Annotated in this window: 14 protein-coding genes and 1 tRNA gene; 5 read left to right on the top strand and 10 right to left on the bottom strand. The window is 70.9% G+C overall.

Translation table 11 applies throughout. The features are described 5' to 3' along the window. The first annotated feature begins 187 nt into the window (after positions 1 to 187). Positions 188 to 1324 (top strand): amidase domain-containing protein, encoded by a 1137-nt coding sequence (locus M2271_RS32710; protein WP_280891028.1) that lies wholly within the window; start codon positions 188 to 190, stop codon positions 1322 to 1324. A 145-nt stretch (positions 1325 to 1469) separates the two neighbouring features. On the opposite strand, the gene M2271_RS32705 is transcribed toward M2271_RS32710, so the two are convergent. After that, entirely contained in the window at positions 1470 to 2855 is a 1386-nt protein-coding gene (locus M2271_RS32705) for a hypothetical protein (RefSeq protein ID WP_280891024.1), read from the bottom strand. A 74-nt stretch (positions 2856 to 2929) separates the two neighbouring features. Then, positions 2930 to 3697, bottom strand: coding sequence for a DUF4097 family beta strand repeat-containing protein (locus M2271_RS32700; protein WP_280891023.1), 768 nt, complete (start codon positions 3695 to 3697; stop codon positions 2930 to 2932). Between the two features lie 255 nt (positions 3698 to 3952). On the opposite strand from M2271_RS32700, the gene M2271_RS32695 reads away from it, so the two are divergent. Next, positions 3953 to 4024 (top strand) — tRNA-Val (locus M2271_RS32695). 108 nt (positions 4025 to 4132) lie between these two features. Here M2271_RS32695 and M2271_RS32690 read toward each other — a convergent pair. The 3 genes from M2271_RS32690 to M2271_RS32680 form a co-directional block, all read right to left on the bottom strand. Continuing rightward, the gene (locus M2271_RS32690; RefSeq protein WP_280891022.1) at positions 4133 to 4297 is read right to left on the bottom strand and encodes a hypothetical protein; all 165 of its coding nucleotides are present in this window, start codon (positions 4295 to 4297) and stop codon (positions 4133 to 4135) included. Continuing rightward, positions 4294 to 4473: a hypothetical protein gene (locus M2271_RS32685; protein ID WP_280891021.1), complete on the bottom strand. Its 180-nt coding sequence runs from the start codon at positions 4471 to 4473 to the stop codon at positions 4294 to 4296. The genes M2271_RS32690 and M2271_RS32685 overlap by 4 nt, the downstream gene beginning before the upstream one ends. A 430-nt stretch (positions 4474 to 4903) precedes the next feature. Further along, the gene (locus M2271_RS32680) at positions 4904 to 6106 is read right to left on the bottom strand and encodes a helix-turn-helix transcriptional regulator (protein ID WP_280891020.1); all 1203 of its coding nucleotides are present in this window, start codon (positions 6104 to 6106) and stop codon (positions 4904 to 4906) included. Between the two features lie 81 nt (positions 6107 to 6187). On the opposite strand from M2271_RS32680, the gene M2271_RS32675 reads away from it, so the two are divergent. Next, a complete protein-coding gene (locus M2271_RS32675; RefSeq protein WP_280891019.1) occupies positions 6188 to 6859 on the top strand; it encodes an HAD family hydrolase in 672 nt (223 codons plus the stop codon). A 538-nt stretch (positions 6860 to 7397) separates the two neighbouring features. On the opposite strand, the gene M2271_RS32670 is transcribed toward M2271_RS32675, so the two are convergent. Together M2271_RS32670 and M2271_RS32665 are read right to left on the bottom strand one after the other, a co-directional pair. Further along, positions 7398 to 7736, bottom strand: coding sequence for a hypothetical protein (locus M2271_RS32670; RefSeq protein WP_280891018.1), 339 nt, complete (start codon positions 7734 to 7736; stop codon positions 7398 to 7400). Between the two features lie 226 nt (positions 7737 to 7962). After that, positions 7963 to 8823, bottom strand: coding sequence for a hypothetical protein (locus M2271_RS32665; RefSeq protein WP_280891017.1), 861 nt, complete (start codon positions 8821 to 8823; stop codon positions 7963 to 7965). A 434-nt stretch (positions 8824 to 9257) separates the two neighbouring features. Here M2271_RS32665 and M2271_RS32660 point away from each other — a divergent pair, with 434 nt between their 5' ends. Beyond that, positions 9258 to 9593 (top strand): YnfA family protein, encoded by a 336-nt coding sequence (locus M2271_RS32660; RefSeq protein WP_280891027.1) that lies wholly within the window; start codon positions 9258 to 9260, stop codon positions 9591 to 9593. A gap of 118 nt (positions 9594 to 9711) precedes the next feature. On the opposite strand, the gene M2271_RS32655 is transcribed toward M2271_RS32660, so the two are convergent. Continuing rightward, positions 9712 to 10728, bottom strand: a complete 1017-nt coding sequence (locus M2271_RS32655) for an alpha/beta hydrolase (RefSeq protein WP_280891016.1) — start codon at positions 10726 to 10728, stop codon at positions 9712 to 9714. Positions 10729 to 11002: 274 nt separating this feature from the next. Here M2271_RS32655 and M2271_RS32650 point away from each other — a divergent pair, with 274 nt between their 5' ends. Then, a complete protein-coding gene (locus M2271_RS32650) occupies positions 11003 to 11233 on the top strand; it encodes a DUF2277 domain-containing protein (RefSeq protein WP_280891015.1) in 231 nt (76 codons plus the stop codon). A gap of 106 nt (positions 11234 to 11339) precedes the next feature. On the opposite strand, the gene M2271_RS32645 is transcribed toward M2271_RS32650, so the two are convergent. Further along, positions 11340 to 11972, bottom strand: coding sequence for a VTT domain-containing protein (locus tag M2271_RS32645; protein ID WP_280891014.1), 633 nt, complete (start codon positions 11970 to 11972; stop codon positions 11340 to 11342). A gap of 243 nt (positions 11973 to 12215) precedes the next feature. After that, positions 12216 to 12668: a DoxX family protein gene (locus M2271_RS32640; RefSeq protein WP_280891026.1), complete on the bottom strand. Its 453-nt coding sequence runs from the start codon at positions 12666 to 12668 to the stop codon at positions 12216 to 12218. Between the last annotated feature and the right edge of the window lie 33 nt (positions 12669 to 12701).

Genomic DNA, 12701 nt, shown 5'->3' with positions numbered 1-12701 from the left:
TTTAAGGTCCCCACTTTTTTGCAGTGAATGGGCTTTCCCTTCACGGCGGGGGCCGTGGGGTGGTGTGGCCCCCCCCCCCCCCCGGGGGGGCCCCCCCCCCCCCCCCCCCCCCCCCCCCCCCCCGACTGGTCGACGGTCGTGCGCTGAACCACCCCCCGCCTCAAGGAGACACCCAGTGAGATCAAGCATGTCCGGTACGAGCAGGGCCCGTTGCGCCGCCGTGGTCGTGTCGGCCCTCTCCGCCGCACTGCTCCCCGTGTCCGCCGCCCACGCGGCCGGCACCCCGTCCCCCGTCGTGACCGCGGCGACCACCGACGCGTTCGGCCGCGTCGCGGACGCCCTGCTCACCGACCGCACGGCAGCCCTGCTCGATGGGTCCTCGTCCGGTCGTACGGCCCTGAAGGCGACCGGTGGCGTCCAGCTCGCCGCCGCGCAGGCCACGACCGAGAACACCGCCCTGACGTCCCTGCGGAACACCCGCTCCCGGCTCGCCGCGCTCGGCGAGGCCTACACCGACGGCGACACCGAGGTCACCGTCGACAGCACCCGCCTGAGCGGTAGCACGGCCACGGTCCAGGTCACCGAGGCCACCACGCTGACGTACGCGAAGATACGCGGCGACGAACCCGCCACCACGGGCTTCACCGCCCACCACGAACTCACCTTCGCCGCCCGCCCGGACGGCACCTGGCAGCTCACCGGCGAACGGCTCACCGACCGCGGCCCCCGCCCGGTCAACCAGCCCGCCCCGGCCACCGCGGCGGCCACCGTCCACCTGAACGCCGTCATCGACGCGCCCAAGTCGGCCATCACGTACCCCGCCCCGGCCAAGCCCAAGAACCTCGCCACCACGACCCCGTACAACTACGCGGCGATGGTGACGTACGCCGAGAAGTACTGGAAGAACTACAACTCCGCCTACCGCCGCTACAACAGCGTCGGCGGCGACTGCACCAACTTCCTCAGCCAGTCCCTCTTCGCCGGCGGTTGGAAGCAGGTCACCAGCTCCACGGAGGACTACGACACCTGGTACTCCAAGACGAGCGAATCCGACACCTGGATCGGCGTCAACGAGTGGTCCTGGTTCACGCAGACCGCCAAGCGGACGACCGCGCTGCCCAACGCGTACCAGATGGACCTTGGTGACGTGCTGCAGGTGGACTTCGACAAGGACGGGTCGAAGGACCACTCCATGATGACCACGTACCGCAGCTCCAGCGGTGTCCCGTACCTGACCTACCACGACACCGACACCTACCGGCGGTCGCTGTCGAGCCTGATCGCGTCGTACCCGAACTCCGCGTACTACGGCTACCGCAGCTAGACGCTCCGCTGGTGGTGCCGTTATTCCCGGTGGTGCCGTGTTTCCGGTGGTGTCGTTTCTTGTCCGCGGCACCACCATGGCTGGTCGCGGCCGCGCGGGGAGCCGCGTATCGGGACAGCCCGGCGTATCGAGACAGCCCCGCGCCTTACGGCGTTGCAGAACCGCGATCTTCCCGGATCTGCGCGACCACCCTGGCCACCGACTGGCGCACCGCCTCCGTCTCGGTGAGGAAGTGCCAGTAGTCCGGGTGCCGTCCCTCCAGGCCCGCGATCGCCCGGTCCAGGCGGCCCACGGAGTCGTCGAGCGGTCGGGCGTGCCGCGGCTCGGGCGTCGTCCGGCCGGTCATCGCCAGCCGCTGGGCGTCCCGGATCGCGAAGCGCGTCCTGTCGATCTCCTGCCGCGGGTCCTTCTGCACGGCGTTGAGCCGCTCCAGCCGGTCGCGCGCGGCCGACACCGACTCGTCGGTCGTGTTGAGCAGCGCGCGAACGGTCGACAGCAGGGCGGTCGCGTCCGGCCAGCGCTGGTCGTCACGGGCGGCGCGGGCCTCGCGCAGCTTCTGCTCGGCCTGGGCCACGTTCTGCTCGGCCTGGTCCGGGACGTGCTGGAGGTCCTGCCAGCAGGCGGCGGTGAAGCGTCGCCGCAGCTCGCTCAGGACCGGCTCGACCTGCTCGGCGCGGGTGGTGAGGGCCTGGGCGCGGGTACGCAGGGAGACCAGCCGGTGGTCGATCTCGGCGGCCCGCTCCGGCAGCCGTTCGGCCTCCGCCCGGACCGTCTCGGCCTCTCGGGCCACCCTCTCGGCGCGTTCCAGTGTCTGCGGGACGCCGTGCTGTCCGGCGCCCTGGTTCAGCTTGGTCAGCTCGGGGGCGAGGGTGGCGAGACGGGCGGCGAGATCGTCCGCCTTCAGTCCTGATCCTCGTACGGCATCGAGGGCGTTGGACGCGGCGAGCAGACCCTGGCGGGCCCGTTCGACGGCGGGGGCGAGGCGTGCCAGCTGCGTCTCGGCCTTGCCGAGCAGTGGTCCGAGCCCGCCCGTGAACCGGTCCAGCTCCTGCTTGACCCGAGCCAGTTCGTCCTTGGCCCGGGTGAGCGCGGTGCGGGCCTGGGCGGCGGCCGAGGCCTCCAGGTCATGGTGGTCGAGGTCGTACGCGTCGACGGCCTCGATGTACTGGCGGCTGGCCTCGTCGATGCGGCGGCCGATCGCGTCGAAGTCGGCGACCGTGCGCCGGGCGGCCGGGGAGTCGTCGACAGCCGTGATGGTCTCGATCGAGATCTGCAGGTCACGCTGGGCGGTGTCGAGCTCGTAGAACGCGGCCGCGGCGGCGTCCTTCGCGGCCTGCGCCTCGGCGCGCTGGTTCTCGGCGCGGCCGCCGAACCAGCGCCGGGTGCCACCTCCGGCGAAGGCGGCGGGCAGCGCGAGCGCGCCGACCAGCGGCAGAACGATCAGGGCGAGGGTGTCGCGGAGTGCGAGGCGTACGGGACGGGGTGCGCGCGGCACCGACGGCGAGTCCGACTGCGGTGGTGTCGCCGTCACATGCCTCTCCCGTGCTGTGATCCATCCTGCCCAGTGCCATTCTCCCACCGGTTGAGGACGAACACACGGGCCGGTCAGTTCGCGGTTCGGACCGTGACCTTGCCGTCCCCGGTCTGCGCGGACACCGCATGGGAGCTGGAGTCGTCCCGGGGCACGGACACATCCACGCCGCCGTCGCCGGTCCGGGTCGTCACGCGGTAGGTGGCGCGGGGCAGCACCATCGTGACGGAGCCGTCTCCGGAGCGGGAGTCCACCCGGTCCGGTACGGCGCCGAGCTCGAGGTGTACCGAGCCGTCACCGGTGTGGGTGCGGACCTGCCGCGAGGAGACCTCGGCGCGCACGGATCCGTCGCCGGTGCGCAGGTCCAGCGGGCCGGTGGTGTCGGTGACACGGACCGAGCCGTCGCCCGTACGGATGCTCAGCGCGTCCTCGAAGCCGCGGGCCCGGACGTTGCCGTCGCCGTCCTCGACCTTCACGGCGATCCCGCGCGGCACCTCGATGCGGTGATCGGCCGCGCAGTCGGCGACCACACCGGAGCACTTCATCCGCAGTGTCAGCCGGTCGTCCTTCATGGACCAGGTGACCTTGGGATCCTTGCCCATGGTGACCGTGCCCTGGAACCAGCGGGTCACCGCGACCTTGCCCGTCGGCTGGTCGTCCGTGGCGACGATCTCCAGCGCGGAGTCGTCGGAGTCGATGGTGAGAGTACGTCCCTGCAACGCGAAGGACCGGTGGTCGGGGTCCTTGTCGTCCCCGGCGGAGGCGCACGCGGTGGCCCCGATGACGAGCGCCGTGACGACACCGGTCGCGGCGACGGTACGGGCGGCGATGGAACGGGCCATGACGATCTCCCCCTGGGACGGCTGGCGAAGGCTCGGCGGACGCTCCACGCGCCCGCTCTTCCCCGCTCTTCGCCCTTCGACCGTACGGACCCGGGGCCCACCGCGGGATCCTGTGACCTCCCGGATCACGAGTGGGGTTAACCCCCGCACATGACGTCGTGGACGGCTGCAGGTACGGGCCTGATACAGGTCTGATCCGGATCGATACGGGTTTGCGGGAGGGCGCCCCGGGCAGGGTAGGCTGTCGACTCGTTCGGGTGCGTAGCTCAGGGGTAGAGCGCCTGCCTTACAAGCAGGATGTCGGCGGTTCGAAACCGTCCGCGCCCACTGACCGTCAAGATCCAGGTCAGCGGCATGTCGGCGGCCCTCCGGAGTGATCTCCGGGGGGCCGTTCCTGTGGCCGGAGTCCATAGGGAATCCACCTCCCACCGGTGTTCAGCTCTCCCGGCTCCAGGGCCTGGGAGAGGTCTGGGTAGGAGTCTTCCGGCACAGATGCTTGTGGATGTACACCGTCGTGCCGGCTCCGGTGGGTGCGGCGTTGTCGACGGGCTTCTCGTCGCCGGGGAGGATGCGGAGGTCGCATCGTGCGCAGATCTTCACCGCCGGGTCTCCTTGCGCCAGAGGATGAACCAGGCCCGGTACAGCGACTCTGCCTTCGGGCACTCGGGTGTCTTGTCCGGCAGGGCCGGGGTCGCCTTGCAGTCGGGACACCCGGTGCAGTGGTCGACGAGGGCGATGAACGCCTCCTGGACCGGGGTGAGGGTTTCGGTGCTCATCGTCCCTCCCGTGCGATCGGCTCCAGCGCGGTCCGGATCTCGCAAAGCGAGGCGTCGTCAACGCACTGCTCGCACTGCCCGGCGTGGTCGCGGAGAGCCCGCACCGCAGCCTCTCCAGCGCAGCCGCGACAGGCCCGGGGGAACGTCGAGTAGACCCCGTCCAAACGCCTGTGACGGCGCTCGCCCAGGTCAACCGCCGTGGTGGTGACAAGGCGGACGCCACACCAGATGCATGCCGCGCCGCGTACCTGCTCCTGTGACAGCCCGTCAAGGGCGGGGAGAGGGAGCAGTAAGAGCGGGCTGGCGGTGGTGCTGGCTTCTGATGGCATAGGTCCGGCCTCCACGGTCACGGTGATCCGTCTCACCACGTGACCGTAGGCAGACCTCGCCCGTCTCACCCGAACTCACAGTCCGGGTGAACCACAGGCTCCTAGACCAAGCCGATTCGCACTGCCAGCTGCTCGGCCTGCCGAGCATGCATCGCCCGCGCCCGCCGGATCACCGTCAGCACCAACTGCCGCGCCAACGGGGTTCGCGCCAAATCCTCCGGGGCGATCGCCTCAAGGCCGAGTAGGGAGAGCAGCGCCGCCGCGTCATCGCGGCGCTGGCTGTGGCAAGCCGCTACCTCAAGACCGAACGTGAACTCACGTTCCAGCGACGGCAGTCCGCTCGTGTCGACGGCGTCCGCAGTATGCAGCGCCTCGCCCGTCTCACCCGCTTCCATCTCGATCGACAAGGCGTGCAGCGCCACGTTCGTCGGCCCGAACACCGTCCAGCCAACGTTGCTGCCGTCAGGGACCTGCCGGGCGGCCGGTGCCGCATGCTCCCGCAATCGCTCGCGGGCCTCCCACCACCGTCGGCGGCGGGCGTTGCCCACCACGACGACAAGTTGCAGGGCACCTTCCATCGCTGCCCGCTCCAACTCCGGCACCTGCGCAGCGGCCACCTGCTCGGCAGCTCGGAGGGACAGCTCCTCCGCCTCGCCCGGCTGACCGGCAGCGAGGAGCACATGCCCGAAGTTCCACTGGGCTGCCGCGATGCGCAGCGGATCGTCCGCGTCTTCCGCCGCCCGCATTGCCCGATCGGCGGCGAGGGTGGCCAGGTCGACACGGCCGGTGCGGCGGAGGTAGGAGCGGAGCAGGCAGTACAGGTCCGCGGCTGCCCGGAGTACGGCACGCCGCTCGGCCGCATCAGCCCCGGTGCGCGCGATACGCGCCGCGTGCTCGACGTCGGCGACCAGGGCGGGCAGCGTCTTGGCGGCCTCGGTGAATCGCAGGGAGCTGGTCTGCCAGCTCTCCCACGCGGCCTCCACCCGGTCCCTCAGTAAGCCCGCTGCTACGGGTGGGGAGCTGCGGGCCGGCCCGTACCCGAGGAGCGCGCGCCCGACCGCGGCCTCCGCGGTGTCCGTTGCCTCCTCCTCGATGGGCGGACGCTCCGACAGCAGCGCCGCGGTGGGCACCCCCAGCTCCTGCGCGAGCGAGTACAGGATGTGCAGCGACGGGACTTTCAGCCCGCGCTCGATCTGGGACAGGTAGTCCGGTGTGATGCCGACCAGCCCAGCCACCGCGTCCTGGCGGCGGCCCCCGCGGTAGTGCCTGATCCTGTCCCCGATGGAAAGGTCTGCTGCAACCATGCGCCTGCTCCTTGCTCGCTGAGTCGAGCGTAGGGTGCACGCTGCGTGGGGACTCCGTGTTCGTGGAGAGAGGAGACGCCGGTGCCGGAGCTGGTGCTGTGGGACGTCGACCATACGCTGATGGCGACGAGAGGCCTCGGCGGCGAACTGTGGGCCGATGCGTTCCAGCAGGTGACAGGCATGGTGCTGCGAGAGCAGGCCTCGGTGACCGGGTCGACGGAGCGGGTCATCCTGCGGGAGACCGCGCGCCTGCATGGGGTGTCGTACAGCGATGAATTGTTCACCCGGTTCGCTGACACGCTTGGCGCAGCGCACGTCCGTCGTGCGGCCGAGTTGCGGGAGCGCGGGCATGCGTTGCCCGGCGTGGCGGCGGTGCTGGCGACGCTCGCGGACAGAGGCGTGCGCCAGTCCGTGGTGACTGGCAACGTCAGGCAGGCGGCTGAGGTGAAGCTGGCCGTGTTCGGCCTGGACACCTACCTGCGGCTCGACGACGGGGCATACGCGGAGGACGGGGAGGCGCGGCCGGAGCTGCTGCTGGCGGCGCTCGATCACGCGGGTGTACCGCCGGAGAAGGCGGTGTTTCTTGGGGACACGTCGGCTGATGTGGCGGGCGGGCGGGAGGCAGGGGTGCCGGTGGTCGCGGTCGCCACGGGCCGGACCTCGGCGGATGAACTCCGGGCTGCTGGCGCCGAGATGGTGCTCGACGACTTGGCGGACACGGAGCGAGTGGCGGCCGTGCTCGGTGTCGGCTGACACGGCTCACCGAGATCCTGGGATCATGTCCCCCTCCTCTTCGGCCTCCGGGTCCGTGTGCTCGGCTGCGGCCGTGAACGAGGACATCCGCGCGCTCCTGCTGCGGCGGCGGGGCAGCCGGCTGAACCGGACGGCCGGGGAGTGTACGAGCGGCTACGGGCGGAGTGGGCGGCGGCGGTACGGGCCGAGGTCGTCGAGCCGGCCTGGCTGCTCCCCGGGCTCCTCCGCCGTGACGGTGTCACCGATCGACACCCACAAGATCTGAGCCGCGCCGATACGAAATCGCCCTCGCGATGGTCGGGCCTGTTGCTCCAGCTCGGTATACGCCAGGCCCGGCTCAGCTGGCTCCATCCTCCGCGGGTCACTCTTTTGCACAGCCTCCGAGCTTGATCACGGTCCGGAACTGATCGTGCTTCGGTGGGTTCTGTAACTCGGACCGCTGCACTGATCAGTGACTGACCAGCTGTGATCAGTTGATCTTCCCGCATGGGTGACCTGCGGAGAACGTGGCTAGCGCGTGGCGTACTCACGTCTCCGGCTACTCCCGATCCCCGTGCGCGTGTGCGTGCTTCAGCGTCATACGGGCGCCCACCCGCCCCGCCGCGACGACCTCCGCCCAGAAACGGTGGCCGCTGACGAAGACCGCGAGTTCGTGCTCGCGCTGCCGGAGCTTCTCCACCTCGGCTTGTTCGTCGGCCGTCCAGCCGGGGGAGGCGGGGCGCTCCACTTTGCGCCAGCCGTTGTCGTCGCTGAAGCCGTCCAGCGGTTCGACCGACCAGGGGAGTCGCTTCAGCAGGGCTGACAGCTCGGTCCGGACCTGATGCAGCTCCTCCTGACCGGCGAGGAGGTCACTCGGAAAGTCATAGGGCGTAGCCACAGGGTAATGCTACGCCTGTTCGATTTTGAGTTGCGAGTTGCTCAGGGAGGTTCTTCGAAGGGTGTGAGCCCGTTTGTCCTGTGCCACTGATCCTTGACCGATTGCCATCGAAGGTGGGTCACCGCTCGGTTCGTGCCATCGAATCTTGATCGCCCTGGTCAGGGCCTCGCCGTGCACTGCCCCCTGCTGGGCGCCGGTCCGGGACACCGCAGGGGGCAGCCGGGTGTCAGTTACTGAAGCTGAGAACGACGCAGCCCGCGCCACCGCCACTGCCGTTGTAGGCGGTGCTACGGCCGCCGTCGCCGCCCGCGCCGCCGGCCCCGGCCCTTGACCCGCAGGCGCTGTAGGGCAGGGAGGTGGTGGCTGAGACGGTGGCCCCGGCGCCGCCCGAGCCGCCGGAGTCGTTGGTGGTCCCGTCGGTACCGCTCTTGCCGTCGCTGCCGGTGTCACCGGCACTGGTCCACCTGCCGACGGTGCAGGCGGTGCCGCCGCCGTCGCCGCCCGCCTGGCCCCTGCCTTCGTAGCCCTGGCCGTTACCGCCGATGAAAATGCCCCTGCTGCCTGCGTTGCCCCCAACGGCGCCCTTGGCTTCTACGAAGGACGGGTCCGCGGTGCCTTCGCCGAACGTGACGCTGGTCGGCTCGCCCGAGCCGCCGTCCAGACCGTGGGCCGAGGGGCTGATACCGCTGCCGCTGCCCACTCCGCCGCTGCCACCCCTGCCGCCGCTGCCCACCTTGATGACGATGTCCTGGCCGGCGATGTACGGACCGCTGCAGGTGATGATGCCTCCGCCCCCACCTCCGCCACCGCCCCCACCGCCGAAACCGCCCATGCCTCCGCCACCGCCACCGCCGCCACCACCAGCGCCGATCAGAGAGACCGTCAGGATGTGCTTGCCCGCGGGCCCCGCGCAGGTGTACGTCCCCGAGTCCTTATAGGTGGTCGGGTTGAAGGTAGTGCCCAGTGCGCAGGTCGACGCTGCTGCCGCGGTCGCAGGACCACCGTCCCAGAGCGCCCCGCCTGCCAGGACCACACCGGCCGTACACAGTGCCGCCGACCGCTTTCGATTCGTGAAGATCAGCTTCATGCGCTGACAACGATCTGCGACACGACCCGTCACCCATGAATCAGCCTGACCAGGCCGATCGAAGTTCGTTGGCACGAACCGCGCAGTGATCCATCTTCGATGGCAATCGGTCAAGGATCAGTGGCACGGGACACCGTTTGGCCGGATGCGCCGAGGCGCGACAGTCGTGACATTCAGGATGGAACGGCCAAGTGACTGCACTGCGGGTGATCAAGGCTGCCCAGTGGGTCGGGCTCACGCTGGAGGAGCCCGCAGAGCTCCTGGAGGTCGGCCGGCCCCGCCATGACCGCCCTGTGGCGGGGCTCCAGGTACGGGTTGCGGCCAACCTCCCCGAGGGTGTCGCGAAGATCGCGGATCGGGCCACCATCCGCATCGCATCGCACCGCCCTGGCCGCGAAAATCAGCGGCACGGGCCGCCGGTAGTCTCACCGACCATGACTGTCGCTCGTTCCCTTGCCCTGTTCGTCGTCGCGGCCCTCTTCGAGATCGGTGGCGCCTGGCTGGTCTGGCAGGGCATCCGCGAGCACAAGGGGTGGATCTGGATCGGCGCCGGCGTCATCGCCCTCGGTCTCTACGGGGTCGTGGCCACCTGGCAGCATGACGACAATTTCGGGCGCATCCTCGCCGCGTACGGCGGGATCTTCGTCGCCGGGTCGATCGCCTGGGGCATGGTCGCCGACGGCTACCGGCCCGACCGGTACGACGTCACCGGCGCCCTGGTCTGCCTCGCCGGGATGGCAGTGATCATGTACGCGCCCCGCAGCCACTGACCCCAGCCGCCGACCCTCCCCGCAGGGCCGGCCAACCAGAACGCCCAGTGGCCGGCCGAGCTGGACATCGACATCGACATCGACATCGACTTGACCTGATCGCCCCCAGGCCCGGTCGCTAGTGACTGTCGGCCTCGGCGGGCAAGGATGCCAGCCACTCCACCAGATGGCCGTTGACCTCCGCGGGGCGTTCCTGCTGGATCCAGTGGCCGCAGCCTTCGAGGAGGTGGGAGGCGTGCAGGCCCGGCAGAGTGGTGGGGAAGGCGTCGATCGCGTCGGACAGCCAGGTCGTGGAGGCGTCCAGGGTGCCGCCGAGGAACAGTGACGGCTGGGAGACCGGAGCGCCGGTGTGGTCGGCGAGGTCCTTCCAGTCGAGGTCCATCGCGCGGTAGCGGTTCAGGGCGCCGGTGAGGCCCGTACGCTCGAACTCCTCGGCGTAGGCGTCGAGTTCATGCTGGCCGAGCCAGGCAGGTCGGCCGTGCGGGAAGCGGTCGCGCAGGGTGCCGCCCCGGCTCACGAAATGCGGATCAGAGGCGTCGGGTGCGGGCATCGTGTCGGCCGACAGGGCGGCGTAGAAACCGGCGAGCCAGCCGCGTACGTCGGGCTCGATCTCCCGCTCGGCCCGGCCCGGCTCCTGGAAGTAGGAGACGTAGAACTCCTCCTCCCCACCGCCCAGTTGGGCGAAGATCTCGGTGGGGCGGGGGCCGCCGGGCGGCGTGTACGGGACGCTCAGCAGGCCGACGGCGCGGAACACGTCGGGCCGGAGCAGGGCGGAGTGCGCGGCGATCGTCGCGCCCCAGTCGTGCCCGACGACCACCGCGGGCTGCCTACCCAGCGGCCCACCCAGCGCCTCGACGACGGCGACGTTGTCCGCCACCAGGTTGAGCATCCGGTACGCGTCCACCGCGTCCGGTTTCGAGGAGCGCCCGTATCCCCGCACGTCCACGGCGACCGCGCGGTACCCGGCGGCGGCCAGCACCGGCAGTTGGTGCCGCCACGAGTACCAGGACTCAGGGAACCCGTGCAGCAGCAGGACCAGCGGCCCCGTCCCCTGTTCCACCAGGTGGATCCGGCCGGCGGGTCCGGGGACCAGGTGGTGGGTGAGGTCTGTGGAGCGGGGGTCCGGTTGCGGCATTGCCTCGTCCTCCGTGGGTCGGGCGCACCGGCCGCGGGACAGGGTCCGGACGGCGGTGCTACGGCGTCTCGTACGCCGATCCTGCGACGGTCCGGGGAGGGGCCGCGAGCGTTTTTGCCAGTTCGGCAAAGCCGTGCGGACCCCCGGGTCGTCGTCCAGGTGGAGGTGCCTCTCGTCGGTCGGCCCTTCGCGGTGGCCGCCTCGCGGGCGATCACCGCAGGCGTCGGGTTCCGGTGAGGGGACAGGTGTCGGCCTGAGGGGTGAGACTGGGGGTATGTGCCGCAGTATCAAGACGCTCCGTCCGCCGGTTCTGCCCGAGGAGGCGACGGAGGAGGACATTCGGGCCGCTGCCCTGCAGTACGTGCGGAAGGTGTCCGGGTTCCGGGCGCCCGCCGCGCACAACCAGGAGGTGTTCGACCGTGCGGTCGACGTGATCGCCGAGGCCACGGCCGAGTTGTTGGCCGGACTGGAGGTCCGGGGGGCGACCGCACGGAGGGCCGGGTGACAAGGGCCGGTGTGGGGGGCGCGACCCTGACCTGGTGCCGGCCTGACCTGGCCTGACCTGGTGCTGTGGTGCATGCGGGTGGCGGGGCGAGCGTGGTCGTCCCTCGTTACGACGCCTCCGCCGTTGCCGGCTGCCGTCGCATCACGTACGCCGCCCCCGCACCCGCGCCGAAGAGGGCCAGCACCGACACCCCCGTCGCCAGCCAGGCCGAGGTCGTGCCGAGCCAGCGGGCGCCGAAGTAGCCGAGGGTGACGCTGTAGGCGGCCCAGGAGAGGCCGGCCAGGGCGGACCAGGGGAGGAAGTCGCGGACCCGGCGGTGGGCGGCGCCGGCGCCGAGGGAGACGACCGAGCGGCCGGCCGGGGCGAATCGGGCCAGGACGACCAGGGTGCCCCCGCCCCGGGCCAGGGCCGTGCCGAGACGTTCCTGCGCGACGCTCAGCCGACGGGAGCGGGAGATCGCGCGGTCGAGACGTTCGCCGCCTCGCCAGGCCAGCCGGTACGCCACCAGGTCCCCCAGCACGGATGCCGTGGTCGCGCAGAACATCAGCGCCAGGATGTCCGGCACCTTGTCCGGTACCTCGCCGGCCGCCGCGCCGGAGCCCGCGGCCGCGGCGGTGGCGGCCGTGATGACCAGGACACCGCTCGGCAGGACCGGCAGGAACACGTCCAGGAGCACCGACAGCGCCACCATGGCGTAGATCCATGGACTGCCGGTCAACGCCCCCACACTCTCTGACACCGTGACTCCCCGTATCCCCGTTTCCCCGTATCCCGGTGTGGCCGGTCGTGCTGCGCTGCCGCGGGTGTCGCGGGGGTGCGGCAGGGGCGTCCTGTAACAGCCATACAGCGTACGCCTGGAGGCTGACAGTCCCTTCACCGGGGCTCGGGGCCCGGGAGCCGGGGCGATCGGCGACACGGAGCGGCGCCCGCCCCCGCGTGAGCCGCGGGAACGGGCGCCGTCGTCACGGGTGGGCCGGCCGGGTCAGGCCGCCACCGGGGTCTGCTGCGTGGACGGCTGCTCCGCGGCGGCCGAGTCCTTGGTGAACAGGCGGTCCAGGCCGAAGGCGCCGGATCCGGTGAAGATCAGCAACAGGAAGGCCCAGCAGAACATCGCGGCGCCCTCACCGCTGTTCTCCATGGGCCACAGGGCGTTGGGCTGGTGCACCTTGAAGTACGCGTAGGCCATCGAGCCGGAGGAGATGAGCGCGGCGACCCGCGTGCCCAGGCCGAGCAACACGAGGCAGCCGCCGACGAGTTCGATGACGGCCGCGTACCAGTTGGGCCAGGCGCCGGTCTCGGCCGTGCCGCCGCTGCCGTCGGCACCGCCCAGGACGCCGAAGAGTGAGGCGGCGCCGTGGCAGGCGAAGAGCAGGCCGACGACGATACGGAACAGGCCGACGGCGTACGGCTGGGCTCTGTTGAGGCGTTCGGTCATGGTCATGGTGGGGGCACTCCTTCGGTTGGCCGG

Source organism: Streptomyces sp. LBL, assembly GCF_029893585.1.
Classification (GTDB): domain Bacteria; phylum Actinomycetota; class Actinomycetes; order Streptomycetales; family Streptomycetaceae; genus Streptomyces.
The sequence above is the reverse complement of the archived record's forward strand: the minus strand, read 5'-3'. Positions and strand labels throughout refer to the sequence as shown.